1 protein-coding gene is annotated in these 278 nt (G+C 46.8%); it reads left to right on the top strand.

Annotation, left to right across the window (positions count from 1 at the left end; translation table 11 throughout):
- Positions 1-247: L,D-transpeptidase family protein (locus AAEY75_RS14855; protein ID WP_352260000.1), on the top strand; the 247-nt coding region annotated here is incomplete at its 5' end.
- Positions 248-278 lie beyond the last annotated feature (31 nt).

Raw genomic sequence — 278 nt, 5'->3', positions numbered from 1 at the left:
CTCAATAGCCCATCGCTCCATCCATGTCAGCTACCCAAATGCGGCAGATAAAGCACAGGCTAAGTCTCGCGGCGTCAATCCAGGTGGCGACATTATGATTCATGGGCAAATGAATGGCTTTGGTCATTTAGCCGGGCTCAATCAACAACACGATTGGACAGATGGCTGCATCGCCGTCACTAATGATGAGATGGATGAAATCATGGCGGCTGTGAAAGTAGGCACCGCGATTGAAATTGTTGAATAAGCCACTTTTAAGGTTTATGTATACTTAATGC

It is taken from the genome of Psychrobacter sp. TB55-MNA-CIBAN-0194, from assembly GCF_040309505.1.
GTDB classification, from domain to species: Bacteria; Pseudomonadota; Gammaproteobacteria; order Pseudomonadales; family Moraxellaceae; genus Psychrobacter; species Psychrobacter fozii.
The sequence above is the reverse complement of the archived record's forward strand: the minus strand, read 5'-3'. Positions and strand labels throughout refer to the sequence as shown.